A 21,611-nucleotide genomic window follows, 5' to 3' on the forward strand; every position below is an offset into this window, starting at 1 on the left:
TGGTTCAGCCCTCTGAATAGTTGTGCCACAGATGCGCGGCGGCATAGGCGCGCCACGGCCTCCAGGCTTCGGCGCGAGCCTTGAGCTGTTTGGCGTCGATGCCTTCTGGTCCCCACACCGGTGCCTTGAGTAGCCCCAGATCACTGGCGGGAAAGGCATCGACCTCGCCGAAGGCGCGCAGCGCAATATATTCCGCCGTCCACGGGCCGATGCCGGGCAGGGCGCACAGCTGCTCGACAAAGGCGGTATAGCCCGCCTGCAAACCCAGACGTAGATCGCCACTGGCCACCTGCGCAGCGAAATGCTGCAAGGTCTGCACGCGCTTGCCGGGCATGCCGATGCCTTCCAGGTTGGCTTCGGCGATTGCAACGGGCGTAGGGAACAGCCGTTGAATATCGGGGGCATCGGCAAACTGCAGCGATTCGCCCAGTCGGGCAACCAGGCGGCCAGTGATGGTTACCGCTGCCTTTACCGTAACCTGCTGACCAACAATGGCGCGCACGGCCTGCTCGAAGGGCTCGAAAGCAGTCGGCAAACGCAAGCCGGGATGACGCGCAACCAGCGGGCCGAGCTGCGCATCATCGGCAAAGTGCGCACAGATCTGCTGCGGCTGGCAGTCCAGATCAAACATCTTGCGCACCCGCGCGGCAAGCGTTGCCAAACAGGGCTGCAGCGATTCGCTGTAGTGCAGTTGCAGCGCGGGTTGATCATTCAGTGCCTGCACACGGAACCAGCCGCGCAGGCCATCGAGGTGCACGCTGCGTGTGTAGCTGTGCGGCTGCAGGCTTTCCACCCCAGTCAGGGCGCGCATGGCAAAGTGCGCGTGGAATTGTTGCCACTGCCAGGGCGGCTGATAGCTCAGTAACAGGGTATTGGGCGTGTTAGTCATGGCCAAACAATAACCGCAGCCCGCCCGGCTGTCAGCGCAGAACTGACTTTCAAACTGTGGCGATAAGCTGTCGGTTAGGACGTTTTGCCCCTCACTGATGGGAGGGGCGTGGAGTGATTACGCGCGGGCAACCCGCTGATGCAACTGATGCGACAACTGTTCCAGTTGTTGGCCAAGTTGCACCAGCGACTCCTGAGCATTCAGCAGCTCGGAACTGGCGGCGCGCTGGCGTTGGCTGGCGTCGCGTTGTGCAGAACTGTTGTCGCGTGCGTGCAGCAGTTGCTGGTGCGCCTGGGTAAGGGCCTGACTGTGCTGCAGGATCGAGTTAGAGAGGTTGTCGGTAAGCCCGGCATTGCTGCTCAGGGCGCTGCTGACATCGCTGACCTGGGCAGCGCCGGTGTTGATGATCTGCTGCGACTGGTCCAACACGTTCTGCACCGTATCGGCGGTTTCGTTGCTGCGCTGTGAGAGGTTGCGCACCTCATCGGCCACCACGGCAAAGCCGCGGCCATGATCCCCCGCGCGGGCCGCTTCGATGGCTGCGTTAAGCGCCAGCAGGTTGGTTTGCTGGGCGATGGCGCTGATCATCTGCATGGATTCGGCGATGCGCTGGTTGCTCTGCTGGATGGCCTGCATGCTGGCCTGGGCGTCTTCCATGCGCTGTGCGCAGGCATTCACTTGGCTGCTGCTGTGCTGGGTGTCCTCGCTGAGTTGCTGCATATGACCGGTGCTGGCGGCGAGGCTGTCGAGCACTTTATGCAGGGCCAGATCCAGGTGATGCATGGCGTCGGCCTGCTGTTGCACATCGGTGTCGATGCTCTGGCAGCGCTGGCGAATGCCGCCAATGGTCTGTTGCAGCTGACCGGCCATCTGCAGCAGGTCGCTGGCGGTGCTGCGTACTTCATCGACGATGCCGCCGAGCTGCTCCTGATTACGTGCGGCGCGTTGACCGAACTCGCGCGATTCGCTCAGGGCCTGTTCGGCATCGGCTAGGGCCTGGTTACGCAGTTGCGCGCTGTACCACTGTGCCAGCCACACGGTCAGCGCCGGCAGGACGTAGCCCGAGTAGGTGTTCACCGCAGCATCGCGCGGGCTCAGTTCAAATACCGGCAGGCTGGCGCCGCTGCGCTCCAGGCGAATAAGCCAGAACACGAACAGCACTTGCACCAGGCTCCAGAGCATGGCGCTGCGGGTGCCGGCCAGCAGATAGGCGAATACGATGATCACCGCCGGCCAGTAAATATGCGCCGAATGCAGGCCGCCCAGCTGATAGATCAGCAGCATCGAGTAACTGGCCATGCAGGCCAGTGCCATGTTCGCGGCTACCGCCAGTGGCAGCACGGCGCTGCGCAGTACCAGCAGCATCAGCGGCATGCCCAACACCAGCAGCAACGAGCCATACATCAGTGCATCATTGCCCAGGCGTCCCCATTTGATGCAGCTGTACAGGCCGATGACCACGCTGCACAGGGCGCTGAAGGCCAGCGTACGGGCCAACAGAACGCTGGCCTGATCAGTCAAATCATGTGGCAGGAACTGCCCAAGAAAACCCTGTCGCATGAAAACTCCAGTCAATCGCTTGTTCAGCAGTATCGGCGTAAACGCCCGCCAGCTTGAAGGTGGAAACTGCCAATTTGGCGGATGAAATAGCAAAGTGCCATCTGTTCCGATGACCTGTCAGTCGCGCCTCAGTCCAATGTTTGTCGAAATTGCCCCGGCGTGAGGCCTTTCCAGCGTTTGAACGCATGCAGGAAGTTCGAAACCTCGCTGTAGCCCAGGCGTTCGGCAATCTCCTCCTGACTCAGGCTGGCGATGGCCAGCAGTTCTTCGGCCAGGGCCTGACGCACTTCTTCCTGCAGCTGGCGAAAGCTGCTGCCTTGCTCTTCCAAACGGCGACGCAGGGTGCGGCTGCTGATGTTCAGTTCGAGGGCGATCACTTCCATATCGGGTAGCCGGCCGGGTGTGTTCAACAGGCGATCACGAATCTGCCCGGCCAGGCCGCTGCGCACTTGTCGTTTGGCCAGCAGGGCCTGGTACTGCTGCTCACAGAGTTGAGCGCTGTGCGGATTGGCGCGGGGCAACGGCTGGTCGAGCAACTGACGCGGGAAGCTGATGCGGTTCGAGGCGCTGGCGAATTCCGGTAGCAGGCCAAACTGCTCGATAAAGCGCGCCGGGTCAGCCGGTGTCGGCATACTCAGCTGTACCCGGCTCAGCGGCACTTTGGCACCGGTCAATTCGCGCTGAATCACCATCACCGCCACGGCGTCGCGCAGCAGGAGAAAGTCGCGCACCTGATCCGGCAAATGGCTGCCGTCCAGCTGCAGATGGGCTTCGCTGGCGTCTTCGATCAAGTTGATGCGGTTAAAGGCAAAGGTCAGGTCCAGATAACGCAGGCCGAGGTCGGCGGCCTGACGGAAGCTCTGGCTGCTGAGCAGGGCGTAACCCCAGATGCCGTAGGTGGTCAGCTGATAGCGCAGGCCGGCCTGCAGGCCGAGATCATCCAGATCGGGCAGTGCGTCGATCAGGTTGCGAACAAGCTGCAGTTCCTGCGTGCCTTCGATTTCACTGTGCAGCTCGGCCAGTTGCAGGGGGCTGAGGCCGGTGTCGCGCAGGCACTGCTCGACGCTCAGGCCATGGTCGAGGCCTAACTGGGTCAGCAGTTGCGCACTGGTAATGCTGCGCCTGGGGAGGGTGTAGGGGATGGCTGACATGCAGTTATCCGCTGACTTGTCCGAAAGTCACAATCGATTGGCCGACTATGCCATAACCTCTTACGCGCCGGGCAAGTAGCATCCTGGCATCCGCACTGTTTGCGGTTGGGGAAATAACAATGCACAACACTTCCCAGAACCAGGCCCGGTTACGCGTGCTGATTATCGGCAGCGGCTTTGGCGGCCTGGGCATGGCCATTCAGTTACAGAAGGCCGGTGTCGAGGACTTTCTGCTCCTTGAAAAGGCCGCAGAAGTCGGCGGCACCTGGCGCGATAACAGCTACCCGGGGGCGGCCTGCGATGTGCCGTCGCACCTGTATTCGTTTTCCTTTGAACCGAAAACCGACTGGAGCCGCAAGTTTGCGCCTCAGGCGGAAATCCACGGCTATATGCTGCACTGCGTGGCCAAGTACCAGCTGCGTTCGCGTATTCGCTGCAATGCCGAGGTGGCCTCGGCGGCCTTCGATGTGGCGGCAGCGTTGTGGCGGGTGACCCTGAGCAATGGTGAAGAGCTCTGCGCCGAGGTGCTGATCAGCGCCTGCGGCCAGCTCAATCAGCCGGCCTATCCGGCATTGCCAGGGATCGAGAAGTTCGCCGGGGAAGCTTTTCACTCGGCGCGCTGGCGACACGATCTGGATCTTTCCGGCAAGCGCGTAGCGGTGATCGGCACCGGCGCCTCGGCGATTCAGTTTGTCCCGCAGATCCAGCCGCAGGTGGCCGAACTCAAGCTGTTTCAGCGCTCGGCGGCCTATGTGTTGCCCAAGCCGGATCGCGCCTACAAGCCTTGGGAGCTGGCGCTGATGCGCCGGCTGCCCTGGCTGCAACGCCTCGACCGTGGCCTCAAGTACCTGCAATACGAGATGCGCGGTCTGGCGTTTATCAGCATGCCGTGGCTGATGAAGCTGTTTCGCTTTAGCTTCGAGCGTCACCTCAAGCAGCACATCCGTGATCCGCAACTGCGCAGCCAGCTGCAGCCAAACTACCCCATGGGCTGCAAGCGCATCCTGATCAGCAATGACTATCTGCCGGCCCTGGCGCAACCCAATGTGGCGCTAATCAGCGAGGCGATTAGCCGCGTCGGCGAGCGCGCCATCATCACCACCGATGGCCGCGAACACCCCTGCGATGTGCTGATCTACGGAACCGGCTTTGCCGCCACGGATTTTCTCGCGCCGATGCAGATTCGCGGGTTCGGCGGGCAGGAGCTGAACCAGGCCTGGCAGGACGGCGCCGAAGCCTACAAGGGCATTAGCGTCAGTGGCTTTCCCAACCTGTTTATCCTCTACGGGCCGAATACCAACCTGGGGCACAATTCGATCATTTATATGCTCGAAAGCCAGTTTCGCTATGTGCTCGGCTGCATCGATTTGCTGCGCCAGCAAGGCGTACGCTACCTGGACGTAAAAGCCGCGGTGCAACAGCGCTACAACCAGCAGGTTCAGGCCAGCTCACATCGAACGATATGGGAGCAGGGCTGCTCAAGCTGGTACAAAACCGCCTCCGGCAAAAGCACCAACAACTGGCCGGGCTATACCTTTACTTACCGCCAGCAAACCCGCGCCCCGGAGCTTGATGACTATGAATGCACCCGCTGAATTCAACGCACCTGCGGCCGATCAGGCGCTGCTGCGCAGCGTTTTGCGTACCAGCCTGCGCCTGCTGTTCCGTGGCCTGGTACGTCCACCCATGCCGATTGCCGGCCAGCGTGCGGTGTTGCGCCTTTTGACTGCCGCCAGCCCGGCGCCGCGCGGTATCACCCGCAGTACCGGTACCCTGGGTGGGCGGCCCTGTGAGTGGCATAAGCCGCAGAGTGGCCGTGGCACGGTGCTGCTGTATCTGCATGGCGGTGCATACCTGATCGGCGGAGCGAACACCCACCGCACGATCTGCTCCACCTTGGCCAAGCGCGGGCAGATGGATGTGTGCGCGCTGGATTACCGCCTGGCGCCGGAGCATCAATACCCTGCAGCTCGCGACGATGCGTTGGCAGCGTTTCAGGAGTTGATCAATCTAGGCTACAAGCCCGAGCAGATCGTGCTGGGCGGTGATTCGGCTGGCGGAAACCTGAGCCTGATCACCAGCCTGCGTCTGCGTGATTTGGGCTTGGCACAACCGGCGGCGCTGGTGTGTTTCTCCCCGGTCACCGATTTTTCCTTTACGCAGACACACGAGCCGCCAGCGGGCGACCCACTGCTTCATCCAAAATGGGCGGCGCAGGCGCTGGCGCTGTATTGCCCTGCCGGATTGGCGCATGACGATCCCGGTTTATCACCGCAGTTTGCCGATCTGCAGGGGCTGGCCCCTGTATTGATCCAGGTCGGTGAAGACGAGATTCTACGTAACGACAGCCTGCGCTTTGCCGACAAGGCCAGGGCAGCCGGTGTGGATGTGCGCCTGCAGCGCTATCCGGACCTGTGGCACGTGTTTCAGGCTCATGCTGGCATGCTCAAGGCCGCCGATTTTGCCCTGGCCGAAGTGGTGAGCTTTCTGCGTGAGCGGGGCTGCTGAGTGAACAATATTCTGATAACCGGCGCCGCCTCGGGAATCGGCGCAGCCACTGCCAGGCTGTTTCATCAACACGGCTGGCAGGTTGGCTTGCTGGATATCAACCACCAGGCGCTGGCCAAGCTGGCAGGCGAGCTGGGTAATATCTGGCATGCCGAGCTGGATGTGGCCGACCCAGCGGCAGTCAAGGTCGCCCTGGCGGACTTCTGCGCCCTGCATTGCGGTCAGTTACGCCTGCTGTTCAATAGCGCCGGGATTCTGCAGTGTGGGCACTTCGAGGATATCGAGCTGAGTGAGCATGCGCGCATCCTGCAGATCAACGTGCAGGGCCTGCTGAATATGACCCACGCGGCTTTTCCCTATCTGCAAGCCACGTCCGACGCCCAGGTGATCAATATGGGCTCGGCTTCGGGTGTTTATGGTGTGCCGCATCTGGCCAGCTATTCGGCCTCCAAATTCGCTGTACGTGGGCTGACCGAGGCGCTGGATCTGGAATGGGCCAAGCACGGCATCCGTGTAGGCGACCTGATGCCGCCGTTTGTCAGCACGCCGATGCTTAACAACCAGCGTTTCCAGGCCCCTGTGCTAAGGCGTCTGGGGGTTAACCTTGAGGCCGAAGCCGTGGCCCAGGCCGCTTGGGCGCAAACCTTGAGCCGTGCGGTACACCGGCCGATCAGCCTGCAATTCAAGCTGCTGTACTGGTCTGGTCAGCTGACGCCCACCTGGCTGACCCGGCGCATCATGGCTTGGCTAAGCCGTGAGTAATCTGGCTGAACTTGATGGCTGTCCTATAAATCCTGCTGGCCCCGACGCTCGCCGCTCAAGCGCCTCCCACAGCATGGGCAGCAGCTAATGCGTCTGACGCTAAACCGTGGGAGGGGCTTTAGCCGCGACAATTGAGACTGGCTGAGTTGGATATTTCGCTGGGCAAACCGCGCAGGATGGGACTAGTCTGCAACTAACGCTTCTGACTTGTTCGTTCTGAACAAGCCTGCGTTGACCAGCCCTGGTTTCAGGTCTGGCTTATGACATATCAAGCAGCACATCGCTTGATTCTCGGGCGGCACTGCAATCGGTGCCGCGACACCGCTGAAGCTCTGGCGGTAGCAATGGGAAAGCGTTTATCAGGTCGTAACACTGCAGTATCGACACCTAGTTGGTTCTTTAGCGTCCTGTAAATATGTCCATCGCCTGAGGAGGTCACTTCATGAGCACAGCCTTGCACGATGATGTCAGTAACGGGGTTTTACGGCGGATGAAGGAGGGTGGCTTCGACTTTGCCAGCTTCCATCCCATCGAGTTCTACGCCTTATTCCCGGATGAGGAGCGGGCCCGTCTGGCCACCCGCCAATTTCGAGGTGAATCTTTACACGCCCTGGTGACCGAGCGTGATGACGGTGTCTGGCACCTGCAAGTCAGTAAAGTAATGTTCGCGACATACCACGGCATTGACGACTTCGAGCATGACCTGGAGTCGGTCGTGGCGCCGCTTGGCGGCAAACTGGATGGGTGGGGCGTTACCCAGGAGGTAAGGCAGCCCTGAAGTCTGCACACTGGCCAGCCATAAGCTGGCCAGTGTCATTTCAACCCCCGCAAACTATCTCCAATCAATCGTCCCTCGACCCCAACCTGCGCTTTGCTTCAGACTTGGCGCATGACCGACATCCTGATTTTCACCCACATTGATTACTGCCCGCCGGCCCATCTGGGCAAAGTGCTGGAGCAGGCTGGCCACTCATTTAGCGTGCTGCGCGCGGATCTGGGCGAGCTGGACGGCATTGACCTCGACCGACCCAAGGCCGTGGCCATAATGGGCGGACCGATGAGCGTGAACGACCCGCTACCCTGGCTGACCACCGAAGTGGTCGCTTTGCAACATTTTATCCGTCGCGATATTCCGCTGATTGGCCACTGCCTGGGCGGCCAGCTGCTGGCCAAGGCGCTGGGTGCGCAAATCAGCCGCATGCCCTACACCGAAAGTGGCTGGCAGCCGCTGACCCGCCTCGACCAGGCGGCGCCCAGCCCCTGGTTGCAGCACCTGTCTGAACAGTTCCCGATCTTCCAGTGGCATGGCGACAGCTTTGCTATCCCCGAGGGCGCGCAGCCTCTGCTCAGCAGCCCCTGGTGCAGCAACCAGGCGTTTGCCTGGGGCGATAAAGTTCTGGCCCTGCAAGGCCACCCGGAGATGGATGAAGCCCTGGTGCGCCAGTGGCTCGGCGATTGGCATCACCTGCTGGATGAAAGCCAACCGAGCCAGCAGAGCAGGGCGCAGATGCTCGACCAACTGCCAACCAAAGTCGCCGAACTAAACCGCGTAGCCGAAGGCTTCTACCGCCATTGGCTGCAGCTGGCCGGACTCTGATACCCGGGTAGGGTGGATGACGCTTTACCCATCCACCGTGGTTGCCTTGTGGTGGATAAAAAGAGCGTTATCCACCCTACGGATTGGCCGCCTTAAAATGGCGCGCCCTGCGACTAGACGGTCACGATTGCGCCCTGGCTTGGTGCGTTGCTAGTCAGACAAATACTCAAGTAATTGATTTAAAACATTTTTGTTGTATGGCGCGGGCCTTGCAAAGCTGTCTCCATGTCCGGGTGACAAGGAGTACGGCATGGCCCGCACCTTTTATGACGAGATGTACGACGCGAGTGGCGCTGTCCGCCCGCACTATCAAGCCTTTGCCCGCTGGCTGGCGGAGACGCCGGATGAACTGCTGGCCCAGCGCCGCCGTGAAGCCGACCTGCTGTTCCACCGCGCCGGTATCACCTTCACCCTGTACGGCGACGACCAGGGCACCGAGCGCCTGATCCCGTTCGACATCATCCCGCGCAGCATCCCCGCCAGCGAATGGCGCATCGTCGAACGCGGCTGCATCCAGCGCGTGCAGGCGCTGAACATGTTCCTCGCCGACCTCTACCACGACCAGCGCATCATCAAGGCCGGCATCGTGCCTGCCGAGCAGGTGCTGGCCAACGAGGGTTACCAGATCGCTATGCAGGGTCTCAATCTGCACCGCGACCTCTACGCCCACATTGCCGGGGTCGACCTGGTACGCGATGGCGACGGCAGCTACTACGTGCTAGAAGACAACCTGCGCACCCCCAGCGGCGTTAGCTATATGCTCGAAGACCGCAAGATGATGATGCGCTTGTTCCCCGAGCTGTTCGCCGCCCAGCGCGTGGCACCGATCGATCACTACCCGAACCTGCTGCTTGATACGCTGAAATCCTCCAGCCCACTGGATAACCCCAACGTCGTGGTGCTGACGCCGGGGCGCTTCAACAGTGCCTACTTCGAGCACGCCTTCCTCTCCCGCGAAATGGGCGTGGAACTGGTCGAAGGTGCGGACCTGTTCGTGCGTGACGACAAGCTGTTTATGCGTACCACCGCCGGGGCCAAGCAGGTAGACGTGGTCTACCGCCGCCTCGACGACGCCTTCCTCGATCCATTGGCCTTCAACCCGGACTCCATGCTCGGCGTGCCCGGCCTGCTGGCCTGCTACCGCAGCGGCAACGTGGTGCTGGCCAATGCCATCGGCACCGGGGTGGCGGACGACAAATCGATCTACCCCTATGTCGACGACATGATTCGCTTCTACCTCAGCGAAGAGCCGATCCTGAAGAACGTACCGACCTTCCAGTGCCGCAAACCGGCCGAGCTGTCCCACGTGCTGGCCAATCTGGAACACCTGGTGGTCAAGGAAACCCAGGGCTCCGGCGGCTACGGCATGCTGGTCGGCCCGGCAGCCACCAAGGCCGAAATCGAAGACTTCCGCGCCCGCCTGATTGCCCGCCCCGAGGCCTATATTGCTCAGCCGACCCTGTGCCTATCGACTTGCCCGACCTTTGTTGAACGCGGCATCGCGCCACGCCATATCGACCTGCGGCCGTTCGTTCTATCCGGCAAGGAAACCCGCATCGTCCCCGGCGGCCTGACCCGCGTCGCGCTTCGCGAAGGCTCGCTGGTGGTCAACTCGTCCCAGGGTGGCGGCACCAAAGACACCTGGGTGGTGGAGGGCTAAGGAAACCCTGAAGAAGACTTCCTGAATTTGGCAAAATACCTGAACTCCACCCGCCGAGTTTTCCGATGAAGCAGATGACCTTCGCCGACGCCGAGTACGCCGGCAAGCGCAAGCAAACCCGCAAAGAGCTGTTCCTGATCGAGATGGATCAGGTTGTGCCGTGGAAGGGTTTGATTGCCTTGATCGAACCGCATTACCCCAAGGGTGAAGGCGGACGTCCAGCCTATCCGCTGATGGCGATGTTACGGGTTCATTTGATGCAGAACTGGTTCGGCTACAGCGACCCGGCGATGGAGGAGGCTCTGTACGAGACCACCATCCTGCGCCAGTTTGCGGGTCTGAGCCTGGAGCGCATTCCCGACGAAACCACCATCCTCAACTTCCGCCGATTGCTGGAGAAACACGAACTGGCTGCGGGCATCTTGGCCGTCATCAATGGCTATTTGGGTGACCGCGGTTTGTCATTGCGCCAAGGCACCATCGTCGATGCCACGCTGATCAATGCGCCGAGTTCGACCAAGAACAAGGACGGTAAGCGTGACCCGGAAATGCACCAGACCAAGAAGGGAAACCAGTATTACTTCGGCATGAAGGCGCACATCGGCGTCGATGACGAGTCGGGTTTAGTGCATAGCGTGGTCGGCACGGCAGCCAATGTTGCAGACGTTACTCAGGTCGACAAGCTGCTACACGGCAAAGAAAACATGGTGGGTGCCGACGCGGGTTACACCGGCGTAGAGAAGCGGCCAGAACATGAAGGCCGTGAAGTGATCTGGCAGATCGCAGCCCGCCGCAGTACGTACAACACGTTGAGTAAGCGCAGCGCGCTGTACAAAGCCAAGCGCAAGATCGAGAAGGCCAAGGCGCAAGTTCGCGCCAAGGTCGAGCACCCGTTCCGGGTGATCAAGCGTCAGTTCGGTTATGTGAAGACGCGTTTCCGTGGCCTGGCCAAAAACACCGCACAACTGGTAACGCTGTTCGCCCTGTCGAACCTGTGGATGGCCCGTCGACATTTGCTGACGAATGCAGGAGAGGTGCGCCTGTAATGTGGGAAATGACCGCTGCGAGGTGCTCGCGGCGGCCAGAAACACCGAAATGAGCGGATGACTTGATCGTTTTTGATCAGTTTTCCGCTTTCAAAATCAGCGGAGGCTGAAGTTGACCGGAAATACAGGGCTACTTCAGACCATCCCTAACCATGCTTTCAAGAACTGCCTCTGATCTGTACTGGATGTCGCGTTACCTGGAGCGCGCGGAAAACCTCGCGCGCATGCTTGAAGTCAGCTATTCGCTGTCGCTGATGCCACAGGACGGCCGTGGCGATGGCCTGGAAGAACTGGCCCTGCCTCTGCTGATTACTGGCACCCTGGACGATTACCTAGAGCGCCACGGCCCGCTGCACGCCGAGCGCATGCTGCACTTCTTCGCCCTTGATGCGACCAACCCGGCGAGCATCTACTGCTGCCTGCAGGCCGCGCGCAGCAATGCCCACGCCGTGCGTGGGCGGATCACCGCCGACATGTGGGAAAACATCAACGCCACCTGGCTGGAAATCCACGGCATCGCCCAGCAAGGCCTGAGCCGCTATGGCATCAGTCGCTTCTGCGAATGGGTCAAGGAGCGCTCGCACCTGTTCCGTGGCGCCACCTTCGGCACCATCATGCGCGGCGATCCGTACCGTTTTATCCGCCTGGGCACCTTTATCGAGCGCGCCGACAACACCTTGCGCCTGCTCGATGCACGTTATGAAATGCTTGGCGAAGACATCGACGAAGTCGACGGCCGCCCCGCACGCAGCTACTACCAGTGGACCGCACTGCTGCGCGCGCTCTCCTCATTTGAGGCGTTTGCCGAGATCTACCGTGGCTCGCCCGGCACGCGCAAAGTCTCCGAGTTGTTGCTACTACGTGCCGACGTGCCGCGCTCACTGCGTGCCTGTATGGACGAACTCAACCTGATGCTCGCCAGCCTGCCCGGCGACAACGGCCGCCCGGCCCAACGCCTGGCCGCCGAACTGGAAGCGCGGCTGCGCTACACCAGTATTGAAGAAGTGCTCGACGAGGGTCTGCACGCCTGGCTCACCGATTTCATCCTGCTGGTTCGCCAGCTGGGCCAAGCCATCCAAAGTTCCTACCTGGAGGTCGCATGAGACTGTCAATCAGCCACGACACCACCTATCACTATGAAGATCAGGTGCGCACCAGCATCCAGTACCTGCGCATGACCCCGCACGACAGCGAGCGCCAGCAGGTGCTCAGCTGGCAGTTGACCCTGCCGCGCCCGGTGCGCGCGCAGCTCGACCCTTACGGCAATATCCTGCATGTGCTGACCATGGATGAGCCGCACGAATCCATCGTCATCGGCGCCCGTGGCCAGGTGGAGATCGACGAGGCGCGCGAAGCCGAACACGAAAGCCAGTCGGCGCTGCCGTTTCTGCGTTTCACTCGCCTGACCGAAGCCGATGAAGCCTTGCGCGAATTTGCCAAGCTGCAGAGCCGCAGCCGCCCGGACCGCAGCGGCCTGATCGACCTGATGCATGCCTTCCTGGCCTGTGCGCGCAGCCTGGGCATTCCGGCGCGTTATGTCTCGGGCTATCTGTTTACCGACAGCGAAGACCACCTGGCCAGTCACGCCTGGGCCGAAGCCTGGCTGGATGACGCCTGGTACAGCTTTGACGTGACCAACTGTCTGGCCAAGCCGGAGCGGCATTTGAAGTTGGCCGTGGGCCTGGATTATCTGGATGCCTGCCCGGTGCGCGGCATGCGCCGGGGTGGTGGCATTGAGCAGATGCATGCGCAGGTGGAGGTTGTGCCGCTGGTGCGGGTGCAACAGCAATAGCAATAGCTTTTGAAGCCCCCTCTGCCCGCTTGCGGGAGAGGGTTTTAGAGAGTACGAAACAGGCCTTGAATGAAGCCTGCTTCGTAGGGTGGGTTAGTGGCGCTGATCCGAGATTGATGGTTCAGCTCGGAGCTTGATAGCCACAACAGAGCGAAGCAAGAGAAAGTGACTCGCCGTAAAGGCGAAAAGCGTCAGTCCAGTCGATCAAGATGTTTTGTGAAGTGATGCTAGAGGAAAAGAAGTGTTGCCACCCTCCGTGAAGCCTTCAAGGCTGCACCTTCCTCCCCACCATATGCCCCAAATACTCAACCAATTCCTCCAATTTCTTGTCACTCAACACCTCAACCGCAAATCCCGGCATCTTGCCCTGCGGCCAGCGCCGTAAGCTCTGTGGGTCGCGGATATAGCGGGTTAGAAAGTCGCCACTGAAATACTCGGTCGGGTTGTGCGGAATATTCAGATCCGGGCCGAATTGCGAGTCGCCTGCGCCATTCAGGCGATGGCAGGCCATGCAGTTCTTCTGGTACTGGGCAAACCCTGCCTGCACCGCTGGGCTGGCGTCGGCGGCTGGCAGTAGCTGCGGGAAGCGCTGCGCCACTGGGGCCAGTTTGCGGATGGTGGCCAGCTGGAATGGCCACTGTTCCGGGCCGATCTGGCTAGCGGCTGGGTTTTGCCAGACGAGATAGAACGGCCCGGCGCTGGGTTTGCCGTTGCCGAGGGCCGGCCAGGGCTGCGCCGGGTCTTCGATGGCCAGCCAGGCTTGGCTGCCGGTTTGGCTGAGTGCGGGGGCGGCGGAGAGTTCGGCGGCAAAGCCGTCGCTGGCCACCAGTTGCAGGTGATCACCCGGCTGCACACCCTCCAGCAGAGCGGCCAACGGCACGGCGCGGTAGCGCATGCTGCGTTTATAGCTGACGTCGTCGCTGATCTCGACGCTTTGCGCCTGTGGGTGGGCGAGCAGTTGGGCACTGCTCAGGCGCTGGCTGCCGTTGCCCAGTTCCAGGGTCAGTTCGGCGGCGTGCAGGTGGCTGAAGGGTCGGAGGGCGAGCAGGGTGATGCAGAGCGCGCGTTTGTTCAATCCTGCGACTCCAGGGCGAGTTTCAGTTCGTCATAGCCGCCGGCATTGATCAGATTGCTGTAGCCCATGGCGCGCAGGTTTTCTTCGGCGATGCCGGAACGGCGGCCGCTGCGGCAGTAGAGGATGATCGGCGTGTCCTTGTCTGGGGCGATGGCGCTGATGCGGTTGGCGATCTGTTCGTGCTCGATCTGTTCGGCACCGGGCAATGCGCCGGCGGCAAACTCATCGGCGGTGCGTACATCGATCAGCACGCTTTCCGGTGATTGCAGGGCGACAACAGCGGCGCTGAGTTCGGCTTCGCCGGCCAACAGAGGCAGGCTGACCAGCAGGCCGAGGGTGGTAAATAGGGTGCGCATGGCGTGCTCCTTGGGGTGATTGAAATCACCCTAGCACAGGCGCCAGCTTTCAAGCAGTTGCGGGGTTGTGCTGCCGCTGCCGGCTCACTCCACGGTGGCAGGCAGGGCAGGAAATCAGGGGGTTAGCTGACCAAGCGGGTCAGGTTGGGAATAATCAGAATGACGGTGGTGGCAAACACAATCATGCCTGCCTGACGCATTTTCACTGGATTGAACATGGCGGTTGGCCTTGTTGTTTTTTGCGGGTGGTCGTCGCTGTCCTGCTCAATATGCGGATGCGACGCCACGCCTCGTGTTGATCATTCAAGCCGTCCCGGCAAAACCCGGCGACGACGCCTACAGCAGCCGACCTGCACACTATTTGCCGGGGCTTGATTCAACTGTAGGGGCGTGCAGCCCCTGGCTATAGACGTCTTGATTACTAAGGTACGTGGGTTAGTTGCCTGTGGTTATGACGCGGGCTCCGCCACAGGCAAGCAGACCTTGAACTAGACGCGCTTGTTGGCCTTCACCCAGTGATTGACCGTTTGTCTGAGCTGAGCGGTCAATAGGCCTGAGCACTTCGGTCATTGAGACTCACCCCGCCCGGCGTATGGTAGGCGCACTCAACAAAAACAGGCGTGGGCCCCACCTGCGCCATCAGCCACCCTCCATTGGAAGTCTGAGGACGCCATGACCGAAGCATTTATTTTCGATGCAGTGCGCACGCCCCGCGGCAAGGGCAAGAAGGATGGGGCGCTGTACAGCGTCAAGCCTGTCGACCTGATCGCCGGCCTGCTCAAGGCCCTGCAAGCGCGCAATAACCTGGACACCAGCCAGGTCGATGACATCGTGCTCGGCTGTGTAACGCCGGTGGGTGATCAGGGCGCGGACATCGCCAAAACGGCCGCCATGGTCGCCGATTGGGATGTCAGCGTGTCCGGCGTGCAGCTCAACCGTTTCTGCGCCTCGGGCCTGGAAGCAGTGAACATGGGCGCGATGAAGGTGCGTTCCGGTTTCGAGGATCTGGTGGTTGTCGGCGGCGTCGAGTCGATGTCGCGCATTCCCATGGGCTCCGACGGCGGCGCCTGGGTGATGGATCCGGCGACCAATATGCACACCCACTTCACCCCGCAGGGTATCGGCGCCGATTTGATCGCCACCCTGGAAGGCTTTAGCCGCACGGATGTGGACAGCTTCGCCCTGCGCTCGCAGCAGAAGGCTGCCCGCGCTAGCAAGGACGGCTCGTTCAGCAAATCACTGATTCCGGTAGCCGACCAGAACGGCATCGTTCTGCTCGACCACGATGAGTTTATCCGTGGTGAATCCACCCTCGAAGGCCTGGGCAAACTCAAGCCAAGCTTCGAGATGATGGGCCAGATGGGCTTCGACAGCACCGCGCTGCGTGTCTACAGCCATGTCGAGCAGATCAACCACGTACACACCCCGGGCAACAGCTCGGGTATCGTCGACGGTTCGGCCCTGATGCTTATCGGCAGCGCTGCCAAGGGCAAAGAGCTGGGCTTGAAGCCGCGTGCACGCATCGTCGCCACCGCTGTGACCAGTACCGACCCGACCATCATGCTTACCGGCCCGGCACCGGCCACCCGTAAGGCATTGGCCAAGGCTGGGCTGAACGTCAATGACATCGACCTGTTTGAGGTCAACGAGGCCTTCGCTTCGGTGGTGATGAAGTTTATGAAGGACATGGGCGTCAGCGAGGACAAGGTCAACGTCAACGGCGGCTCCATCGCCATGGGCCATCCGCTGGGTGCGACCGGTTGCGCCATCCTCGGCACCCTGATCGACGAGCTGGAGAAGCGCCAACTGCGCTACGGCCTGGCCACCCTCTGTGTGGGCGGCGGTATGGGTATTGCCACCATCATCGAGCGAGTTTGACGTTTTGTAGGGTGGATGACGCTCGCTCATCCACCGCGCAGCCGGTGGGTGGAAACCTGTGTGGGTTTTCCACCCTACGAGGCTCTCACCGAGATTTGGGAAGTGAATAGAAATGACTGACGCCATCCGTTACGAAAAAGGTGAGGACAATATCGTCGTTCTGACCATGGACATGCCCGGCCAGAGCGCCAACACCATGAACGCGGTATACCGCGAGGCCATGGGCAAGATCGTCGAGCGCCTGGAAGCCGAGAAGGATTCCATTGCCGGGGTGATTGTCACCTCCGCGAAGAAGACCTTCTTCGCCGGCGGCGATTTGAATGAGCTGATCAAGGTGACCAAGGCCGACGCGCCGGCCTTCTACCAGATGATCCTCAATATCAAGGGCCAACTGCGCCGCCTGGAGTGTCTGGGTAAGCCAGTAGTGGCTGCGATCAATGGCGCTGCTTTGGGCGGCGGCTGGGAAATTGCCCTGGCCTGCCACCACCGTGTCGCCCTGGACAGCTCCAGCATCCAGCTCGGTCTGCCGGAAGTGACTCTCGGCCTGCTGCCGGGCGGTGGCGGGGTGGTGCGTATGGTGCGCCTGCTTGGCTTGGAAAAGGCTCTGCCGTACTTGGCCGAAGGCAAGAAGGTTCGTCCCGATGCCGCGCTCAAGGCGGGCTTGATCCATGAGCTGGCTTCCGACAAGGATGACCTGCTGGCCAAGGCCCGCGCCTGGATCGCCGCCAACCCAGCGCCCAAACAGCCTTGGGATGTAGCCGGTTACAAGATCCCCGGCGGTACGCCATCCAGCCCCAACGTGGCGCAGATGCTGGCCATCGCGCCGAGCGTATTGCGCGACAAGACCAAGGGCTGCTTCCCTGCACCAGAGAAAATCATTTGCGCCGCCGTCGAGGGTGCCCAGGTCGACTTCGACACCGCGCAGATCATCGAGGCGCGCTACTTCACCGAGCTGACCACCGGCCAGGTAGCGAAGAACATGATTGGCACCTTCTGGTTTCAGCTCAATGAAATCAATGCCGGCGGCTCGCGTCCACAGGGCTTCGCGCCTTACGTGACCAAGAAGGTCGGTGTGCTCGGTGCCGGCATGATGGGCGCCGGTATTGCCTACGTGTCGGCTGTGGCCGGTATCGAGGTGGTGCTCAAGGACATCTCCATCGAAGCCGCTGAGAAGGGCAAGAGCTACTCGGCCAAGCTGCTGGAGAAAAAGGTCGGCCGTGGCCAGATGAGCGCCGAGAAGCGTGATGGCATCCTGGCGCGGATCAAACCCACCGTCAGTGACGCTGATTTCGAAGGCTGCGACCTGATTATCGAGGCGGTATTCGAGGATCGCGACCTCAAGGCCAATGTTACCGCGGCGGCCGAACGTGCGGCGCTGGCGGATGCGGTGATTGCTTCCAATACCTCGACCCTGCCGATCACCGGCCTGGCCACGGCGGTGCAGAAGCAGGACAAGTTTATCGGCCTGCATTTCTTCAGCCCGGTGGACAAGATGCCGTTGGTGGAAATCATCAAGGGCGAGCACACCAGCGACGAGACCCTGGCGCGCGGCTTCGACTACGTCATGCAGATCAAGAAGACCCCGATCGTGGTCAACGACAGCCGCGGCTTCTTCACCTCGCGGGTGTTCGGCACCTTCACCAACGAAGGCCTGGCCATGCTCGGCGAAGGCGTAAGCGCGGCGATGATCGAGAACGAAGCGCGCAAGGCCGGCATGCCGGTCGGCCCGCTGGCGATCAGCGACGAAGTGTCGATGAGCCTGATGAACCATATCCGCCAGCAGACCATCAAGGACCTTGCTGCCGAGGGTAAGCAGATTCCCGCGCACCCGGCGTTTGCGGTGATCGACATGATGCTCAACGAGTACAAGCGTCCGGGCAAGGCCGCTGGGGCTGGCTTTTACGATTACCCGGCGGGCGGCAAGAAGCACCTGTGGCCGGAGCTGAAAGCGCGCTTCGAGAAGCGTGATGCGCAGATATCGCAGATCGACGTGCGTGATCGCATCCTGTTTATCCAGGCCATCGAAACCGTGCGCTGCGTGGAAGAGGGCGTGCTCAAGTCGGTAGCGGACGCCAATATCGGCTCGATCATGGGCATCGGTTTTGCCGCCTGGAGCGGCGGCGCGCTGCAGTTTATCAACCAGTACGGGGTAAAGGACTTCGTCGCCCGCGCCCAGTACCTGGCTGAGCAGTACGGTGAACGCTTCCTACCACCGGCGTTGCTGCTGGAGAAGGCCGCGAAGAACCAGAGCTTTTAGCGCTGTCGCGTTAAGGCTGAGGTACTGAAAACCGGCTCCCCGTGAGCCGGTTTTTTATGGATTGTAATTTATGGAAAACCAGCCTGTTTATGGCTACAGCACTAGACTGCTGCAACGACCACGGTGGTGTGGCGCAAGGGAGGTGTTATGAAAGTTGGGATAAGCAGTGCGCTGGCAATCAGCCTGGGGTTACTGGCCGCGCCGGTGTGGGCGGGTGACTGCGCCAATGCCATGGATCAGTTCACCCTCAACCAGTGCGCGGCGGCAGACTACGCCACTCAGGACAAGCGCTTGAATCAGCTGTACGGCGATTATCGCAAGCGTCTGGATGATGGGCAGAGACAGCAATTCAAGGAGGTGCAGCTGGCCTGGATCAAGTTCCGTGATCTGGCCTGTGCGTTCGAGTCGGCGTCGGTGGAGGGTGGTTCGGCTTATCCGATGGTGCTTAACGGCTGCCTGACGCAAAAGACCGCCGCGCGGGTCAAGGAACTGGAGCAGCTGGCTGTCTGTGAAGAAGGCGACCTCAGCTGCCCGATGCTTGCGCAATAGCGGTCAGCAGGCCTGGCGGCCGCAGACCAGCTGCTGAATAGCCTGACGCTCGCTCAGGTGAGTGGGCATGCGCAGGGTGGTCAGGGTGCCATCGCTGAGCTGAATGGCCAGCTCGGACTCGAAGTGGATGCCACTGCCGTCGACAGTGGCGTAGGTCACGCCATAGACGTTCTGGTTGCTCAGTGATTGGGCGATGCTCATGGCGTTCTCCTGATTACGGGGCGCAGTTATTTACCGGCGTTCTGGCCGGCCTTGAGTTGTGCTGCTTGCACTTTCTCGGCTTGGCGCTGGCTGCTCGCGCTGTGGTTGCTGTTAAAGGCCGATGCGGCAAGCAGGCTGGCGATGGCGGAAAAACTGGTCATGGTTATGTCCTCTGGTAAGTGGGGCGCAGTGCCCGATGGCCAGATCATCTGCGCGTGCCGCTATCGACAGAAGTGAATGGTGCTTATGGTGACTATCGAGGGCGCTGATGGGGGTCGGGTAATTGGTCGGGTTTGCCCCGTAGCTATTGCCTTGCAGCCTGTCAGCAGGCACGCTTGCGCGCTGGAAAAACAACCCTCCTGCGCCCTAGGGAAACTCTGAAGAAGACTTCCTGATTTTGGCAAAATACCCGGATTCCACCCGTCGAGTTTTCCGATGAAGCAGATGACCTTCGCCGACGCCGAGTACGCAGGCAAGCGCAAGCAGACCCGCAAAGAGTTGTTCCTGATCGAGATGGATCGAGTAGTGCCGTGGGAAGGATTGGTCACCCTGATCGATCCGCACTACCCGAAGGGCGAAGGTGGCAGGCCCGCCTATGCGCTGATGGCGATGCTGCGTGTGCATCTGATGCAAAACTGGTTCGGTTACAGCGATCCGGCGATGGAGGAAACGCTGTACGAGACCACCATCCTGCGCCAGTTCGCCGGCTTAAGCCTGGAGCGCATTCCCGATGAAACCACCATCCTCAACTTCCGTCGCTTGCTGGAGAAACACGAGCTGGCTGCAGGCATCTTGGCCGTGATTAACGGCTACCTGGGCGACCGTGGTCTGTCACTGCGCCAGGGCACCATCGTCGATGCCACGTTGATCAATGCGCCGAGTTCGACCAAGAACAAGGACCGTAAGCGCGATCCGGAAATGCACCAAACAAAGAAGGGCAACCAGTACTACTTCGGCATGAAGGCGCACATCGGCGTGGATGACGAGTCGGGTCTGGTGCACAGCGTAGTAGGCACGGCAGCCAACGTGGCGGATGTCACCCAGGTAGACAAACTGCTGCACGGCGACGAAAACGTGGTGTGTACTGACGCAGGTTACACCGGTGTCGAAAAGCGTCCGGAGCATGAAGGTCGGAAGGTAATCTGGCAGGTGGCGGCACGCCGCAGCACCTACAGGAAGCTCGATAAGCGCAGCGGGTTATACAAAGCCAAGCGCAAGATCGAGAAGGCCAAAGCCCAAGTGCGCGCCAAGGTCGAGCATCCGTTTCGCGTGATCAAGCGCCAGTTCGGTTATGTGAAGACGCGCTTCCGTGGCCTGGCCAAAAACACCGCACAACTGGTAACGCTGTTCGCCCTGTCGAACCTGTGGATGGCCCGTCGACATTTGCTGACGAATGCAGGAGAGGTGCGCCTGTAATGTGGGAAATGACCGCTGCGAGGTGCTCGCGGCGGCCAGAAACACCGAAATGAGCGGATGACTTGATCGTTTTTGATCAGTTTTCCGCTTTCAAAATCAGCGGAGGCTGAAGTTGACCGGAAATACAGGGCTACTTCAGACCATCCCTAGGTAACCGCCCATATGCCGCTGCAGATCTGCATCCTGGAAACCGATGTTCTTCGCCCTGAATTGGTCGACCAATACGACAGTTATGGCCGTATGTTCGAGCAGTTGTTCGCCCGTCAGCCGATCGCTGCCGAGTTCAAGGTGTACAACGTGATGGAGGGGCATTACCCGCTGGACAGCGAGCGCTACGATGCGTATCTGGTGACAGGCAGCAAGGCAGATTCCTTTGGCAGCGATGCCTGGATCCAGACATTGAAAACCTACCTGCTGGAGCGTTACAACCGCGGCGACAAACTGCTCGGTGTGTGTTTCGGTCATCAGCTGCTGGCGCTATTGTTAGGCGGCAAGGCTGAGCGCGCTGTGCAGGGCTGGGGTGTAGGTATTCATCAGTACCGTATGGCGAACAAGCCAACCTGGATGAGTCCCGATCTGGAAGACCTCACGCTGCTGATCAGTCACCAGGATCAGGTCACTCAACTGCCGGAAAACGCCACGTTGCTGGCCAGCAGTGAGTTCTGCCCGATTGCTTCCTACTGCATCGGTGATCAGGTGCTGTGCTTCCAGGGCCACCCCGAGTTTGTGCATGACTACTCGCGTGCGTTGCTCGACCTGCGTCAGAAGCATATTGGTGAGCCGGCCTACTCCAAGGGCGTCGACAGCCTGCAGCACGACCACCAGGGCCACACCGTGGCCGAATGGATGATGCGCTTTGTCGCCCAGGGCCGTGCCGGCCTGGCTGAGTAACACGCGCCTGCACGAAAAGCCCG

Annotated in this window: 22 protein-coding genes; 14 read left to right on the forward strand and 8 right to left on the reverse strand. The window is 60.8% G+C overall.

Annotation, left to right across the window (positions count from 1 at the left end; genetic code table 11):
- Window positions 1-4: 4 nt before the first annotated feature.
- From BLW24_RS18335 to BLW24_RS18345, 3 genes are all read right to left on the reverse strand, one after another.
- The gene (locus BLW24_RS18335) at window positions 5-895 is read right to left on the reverse strand and encodes a DNA-3-methyladenine glycosylase family protein (RefSeq protein WP_244161196.1); all 891 of its coding nucleotides are present in this window, start codon (window positions 893-895) and stop codon (window positions 5-7) included.
- Window positions 896-1,006: 111 nt separating this feature from the next.
- Window positions 1,007-2,449, reverse strand: a complete 1,443-nt coding sequence (locus BLW24_RS18340; RefSeq protein WP_090385465.1) for a methyl-accepting chemotaxis protein — start codon at window positions 2,447-2,449, stop codon at window positions 1,007-1,009.
- 128 nt (window positions 2,450-2,577) lie between these two features.
- Window positions 2,578-3,564 (reverse strand): AraC family transcriptional regulator, encoded by a 987-nt coding sequence (locus BLW24_RS18345; RefSeq protein ID WP_420875039.1) that lies wholly within the window; start codon window positions 3,562-3,564, stop codon window positions 2,578-2,580.
- A 155-nt stretch (window positions 3,565-3,719) separates the two neighbouring features.
- Between BLW24_RS18345 and BLW24_RS18350 the strand changes: the two genes are divergently transcribed.
- The 9 genes from BLW24_RS18350 to BLW24_RS18390 all read left to right on the forward strand — a co-directional run bounded on the left by BLW24_RS18350 (window position 3,720) and on the right by BLW24_RS18390 (window position 12,965).
- Complete coding sequence (locus tag BLW24_RS18350) at window positions 3,720-5,195, forward strand: flavin-containing monooxygenase (RefSeq protein WP_090385473.1); 1,476 nt, start codon at window positions 3,720-3,722, stop codon at window positions 5,193-5,195.
- On the forward strand, window positions 5,179-6,108 hold the full coding sequence (locus BLW24_RS18355) for an alpha/beta hydrolase (protein WP_090385478.1): 930 nt from the start codon (window positions 5,179-5,181) through the stop codon (window positions 6,106-6,108). Before BLW24_RS18350 ends, BLW24_RS18355 begins: the two co-directional genes overlap by 17 nt.
- On the forward strand, window positions 6,109-6,870 hold the full coding sequence (locus tag BLW24_RS18360; RefSeq protein ID WP_090385484.1) for an SDR family oxidoreductase: 762 nt from the start codon (window positions 6,109-6,111) through the stop codon (window positions 6,868-6,870).
- Between the two features lie 442 nt (window positions 6,871-7,312).
- The gene (locus BLW24_RS18365) at window positions 7,313-7,648 is read left to right on the forward strand and encodes a ribonuclease E inhibitor RraB (RefSeq protein ID WP_090385491.1); all 336 of its coding nucleotides are present in this window, start codon (window positions 7,313-7,315) and stop codon (window positions 7,646-7,648) included.
- Between the two features lie 111 nt (window positions 7,649-7,759).
- Window positions 7,760-8,467, forward strand: a complete 708-nt coding sequence (locus BLW24_RS18370) for a type 1 glutamine amidotransferase (RefSeq protein ID WP_090385496.1) — start codon at window positions 7,760-7,762, stop codon at window positions 8,465-8,467.
- A 250-nt stretch (window positions 8,468-8,717) separates the two neighbouring features.
- Window positions 8,718-10,127: a circularly permuted type 2 ATP-grasp protein gene (locus BLW24_RS18375; RefSeq protein WP_090385501.1), complete on the forward strand. Its 1,410-nt coding sequence runs from the start codon at window positions 8,718-8,720 to the stop codon at window positions 10,125-10,127.
- 65 nt (window positions 10,128-10,192) lie between these two features.
- Window positions 10,193-11,173 (forward strand): IS5 family transposase, encoded by a 981-nt coding sequence (locus tag BLW24_RS18380; protein WP_090375775.1) that lies wholly within the window; start codon window positions 10,193-10,195, stop codon window positions 11,171-11,173.
- 152 nt (window positions 11,174-11,325) lie between these two features.
- Window positions 11,326-12,276: an alpha-E domain-containing protein gene (locus BLW24_RS18385; protein WP_090385506.1), complete on the forward strand. Its 951-nt coding sequence runs from the start codon at window positions 11,326-11,328 to the stop codon at window positions 12,274-12,276.
- Window positions 12,273-12,965, forward strand: a complete 693-nt coding sequence (locus tag BLW24_RS18390) for a transglutaminase family protein (protein WP_090385511.1) — start codon at window positions 12,273-12,275, stop codon at window positions 12,963-12,965. Before BLW24_RS18385 ends, BLW24_RS18390 begins: the two co-directional genes overlap by 4 nt.
- A 265-nt stretch (window positions 12,966-13,230) precedes the next feature.
- On the opposite strand, the gene BLW24_RS18395 is transcribed toward BLW24_RS18390, so the two are convergent.
- From BLW24_RS18395 to BLW24_RS26030, 3 genes are all read right to left on the reverse strand, one after another.
- Complete coding sequence (locus BLW24_RS18395; protein ID WP_244161197.1) at window positions 13,231-14,040, reverse strand: c-type cytochrome; 810 nt, start codon at window positions 14,038-14,040, stop codon at window positions 13,231-13,233.
- Window positions 14,037-14,396, reverse strand: a complete 360-nt coding sequence (locus tag BLW24_RS18400; protein WP_090385517.1) for a rhodanese-like domain-containing protein — start codon at window positions 14,394-14,396, stop codon at window positions 14,037-14,039. Before BLW24_RS18400 ends, BLW24_RS18395 begins: the two co-directional genes overlap by 4 nt.
- Before the next feature lie 122 nt (window positions 14,397-14,518).
- The gene (locus BLW24_RS26030; protein ID WP_167360304.1) at window positions 14,519-14,683 is read right to left on the reverse strand and encodes a hypothetical protein; all 165 of its coding nucleotides are present in this window, start codon (window positions 14,681-14,683) and stop codon (window positions 14,519-14,521) included.
- A gap of 385 nt (window positions 14,684-15,068) precedes the next feature.
- On the opposite strand from BLW24_RS26030, the gene BLW24_RS18405 reads away from it, so the two are divergent.
- From BLW24_RS18405 to BLW24_RS18415, 3 genes are all read left to right on the forward strand, one after another.
- Window positions 15,069-16,274, forward strand: a complete 1,206-nt coding sequence (locus tag BLW24_RS18405; RefSeq protein WP_090385522.1) for an acetyl-CoA C-acetyltransferase — start codon at window positions 15,069-15,071, stop codon at window positions 16,272-16,274.
- A 112-nt stretch (window positions 16,275-16,386) separates the two neighbouring features.
- On the forward strand, window positions 16,387-18,531 hold the full coding sequence (locus tag BLW24_RS18410) for a 3-hydroxyacyl-CoA dehydrogenase NAD-binding domain-containing protein (RefSeq protein ID WP_090385526.1): 2,145 nt from the start codon (window positions 16,387-16,389) through the stop codon (window positions 18,529-18,531).
- Between the two features lie 147 nt (window positions 18,532-18,678).
- Entirely contained in the window at window positions 18,679-19,080 is a 402-nt protein-coding gene (locus BLW24_RS18415) for a lysozyme inhibitor LprI family protein (protein ID WP_090385531.1), read from the forward strand.
- Between the two features lie 3 nt (window positions 19,081-19,083).
- Here BLW24_RS18415 and ptrC read toward each other — a convergent pair whose 3' ends face one another.
- Window positions 19,084-19,281, reverse strand: a complete 198-nt coding sequence (ptrC, locus tag BLW24_RS18420; protein ID WP_090385536.1) for a type III secretion system co-regulatory protein PtrC — start codon at window positions 19,279-19,281, stop codon at window positions 19,084-19,086.
- Window positions 19,282-19,307: 26 nt separating this feature from the next.
- Complete coding sequence (locus tag BLW24_RS26875) at window positions 19,308-19,442, reverse strand: hypothetical protein (protein WP_276326445.1); 135 nt, start codon at window positions 19,440-19,442, stop codon at window positions 19,308-19,310.
- Window positions 19,443-19,716: 274 nt separating this feature from the next.
- Between BLW24_RS26875 and BLW24_RS18425 the strand changes: the two genes are divergently transcribed.
- On the forward strand, window positions 19,717-20,697 hold the full coding sequence (locus tag BLW24_RS18425; RefSeq protein ID WP_090375570.1) for an IS5 family transposase: 981 nt from the start codon (window positions 19,717-19,719) through the stop codon (window positions 20,695-20,697).
- A 162-nt stretch (window positions 20,698-20,859) separates the two neighbouring features.
- On the forward strand, window positions 20,860-21,588 hold the full coding sequence (locus BLW24_RS18430) for an amidotransferase (RefSeq protein WP_090385541.1): 729 nt from the start codon (window positions 20,860-20,862) through the stop codon (window positions 21,586-21,588).
- Window positions 21,589-21,611: the final 23 nt, after the last annotated feature.

It is taken from the genome of Pseudomonas anguilliseptica (genome assembly GCF_900105355.1).
GTDB classification, from domain to species: Bacteria; Pseudomonadota; Gammaproteobacteria; order Pseudomonadales; family Pseudomonadaceae; genus Aquipseudomonas; species Aquipseudomonas anguilliseptica.

Excerpts from the sequence above, each read along its gene's own strand:
- BLW24_RS18340 (WP_090385465.1), bottom strand. The coding sequence starts at position 2,449 with ATGCGACAGGGTTTTCTTGGGCAGTTCCTGCCACATGATTTGACTGAT.
- BLW24_RS18350 (WP_090385473.1), top strand. The coding sequence starts at position 3,720 with ATGCACAACACTTCCCAGAACCAGGCCCGGTTACGCGTGCTGATTATC.
- BLW24_RS18355 (WP_090385478.1), top strand. The coding sequence starts at position 5,179 with ATGAATGCACCCGCTGAATTCAACGCACCTGCGGCCGATCAGGCGCTG.
- BLW24_RS18365 (WP_090385491.1), top strand. The coding sequence starts at position 7,313 with ATGAGCACAGCCTTGCACGATGATGTCAGTAACGGGGTTTTACGGCGG.
- BLW24_RS18370 (WP_090385496.1), top strand. The coding sequence starts at position 7,760 with ATGACCGACATCCTGATTTTCACCCACATTGATTACTGCCCGCCGGCC.
- BLW24_RS18375 (WP_090385501.1), top strand. The coding sequence starts at position 8,718 with ATGGCCCGCACCTTTTATGACGAGATGTACGACGCGAGTGGCGCTGTC.
- BLW24_RS18380 (WP_090375775.1), top strand. The coding sequence starts at position 10,193 with ATGAAGCAGATGACCTTCGCCGACGCCGAGTACGCCGGCAAGCGCAAG.
- BLW24_RS18385 (WP_090385506.1), top strand. The coding sequence starts at position 11,326 with ATGCTTTCAAGAACTGCCTCTGATCTGTACTGGATGTCGCGTTACCTG.
- BLW24_RS18390 (WP_090385511.1), top strand. The coding sequence starts at position 12,273 with ATGAGACTGTCAATCAGCCACGACACCACCTATCACTATGAAGATCAG.
- BLW24_RS18400 (WP_090385517.1), bottom strand. The coding sequence starts at position 14,396 with ATGCGCACCCTATTTACCACCCTCGGCCTGCTGGTCAGCCTGCCTCTG.
- BLW24_RS18405 (WP_090385522.1), top strand. The coding sequence starts at position 15,069 with ATGACCGAAGCATTTATTTTCGATGCAGTGCGCACGCCCCGCGGCAAG.
- BLW24_RS18410 (WP_090385526.1), top strand. The coding sequence starts at position 16,387 with ATGACTGACGCCATCCGTTACGAAAAAGGTGAGGACAATATCGTCGTT.
- BLW24_RS18415 (WP_090385531.1), top strand. The coding sequence starts at position 18,679 with ATGAAAGTTGGGATAAGCAGTGCGCTGGCAATCAGCCTGGGGTTACTG.
- ptrC (WP_090385536.1), bottom strand. The coding sequence starts at position 19,281 with ATGAGCATCGCCCAATCACTGAGCAACCAGAACGTCTATGGCGTGACC.
- BLW24_RS26875 (WP_276326445.1), bottom strand. The coding sequence starts at position 19,442 with ATGACCAGTTTTTCCGCCATCGCCAGCCTGCTTGCCGCATCGGCCTTT.
- BLW24_RS18425 (WP_090375570.1), top strand. The coding sequence starts at position 19,717 with ATGAAGCAGATGACCTTCGCCGACGCCGAGTACGCAGGCAAGCGCAAG.
- BLW24_RS18430 (WP_090385541.1), top strand. The coding sequence starts at position 20,860 with ATGCCGCTGCAGATCTGCATCCTGGAAACCGATGTTCTTCGCCCTGAA.